At 54.8% G+C, this 528-nt stretch carries 1 pseudogene; it reads left to right on the top strand.

The features are described from left to right. Positions 1 to 510 (top strand): annotated as a pseudogene (locus FDX22_RS27580) (MFS transporter); the annotation flags it as partial. Positions 511 to 528 lie beyond the last annotated feature (18 nt).

Below are 528 nucleotides of genomic sequence, written 5' to 3'. Positions count from 1 at the left end.
AATCGCACGATGTGGGGCATGATGCTGGGCTTTAGCGGCATCAACTACACCGCATGGTTATATCTGGCCTGGCTGCCAGGCTACCTGCAAACCTCCTATAACCTGGATTTAAAAAGCACCGGATTAATGGCAGCGATCCCGTTCCTGTTTGGCGCAGCCGGCATGTTGATCAACGGTTTTGTCACCGANATGGCGCCGATTAAGAGTCGTAAGATTTGTATCATTGCCGGGATGTTCTGCTCTGCTGCATTCACCTTCGTGGTACCGCAGGCGACAACCTCAATGGCCGCCGTGTTACTGATTGGGATGGCGCTGTTCTGCATCCACTTCGCCGGAACGTCCTGTTGGGGTCTGATCCATGTTGCGGTGGCTTCACGCATGACCGCCTCCGTGGGAAGCATCCAGAACTTCGCCAGCTTCATCTGCGCGTCATTCGCCCCGATCGTCACCGGATTTATTGTTGATACCACCAACTCTTTCCGTTCTGGAGGCGACGATTCGCCTGCGTGAAGAGCTGTCTGAGCACCG

Origin of the sequence: Citrobacter sp. TBCS-14 (assembly GCF_005280805.1) — a bacterium.
Lineage (GTDB): Bacteria > Pseudomonadota > Gammaproteobacteria > Enterobacterales > Enterobacteriaceae > Citrobacter > Citrobacter gillenii.
This window is presented reverse-complemented; position numbering and strand designations above follow the sequence as displayed.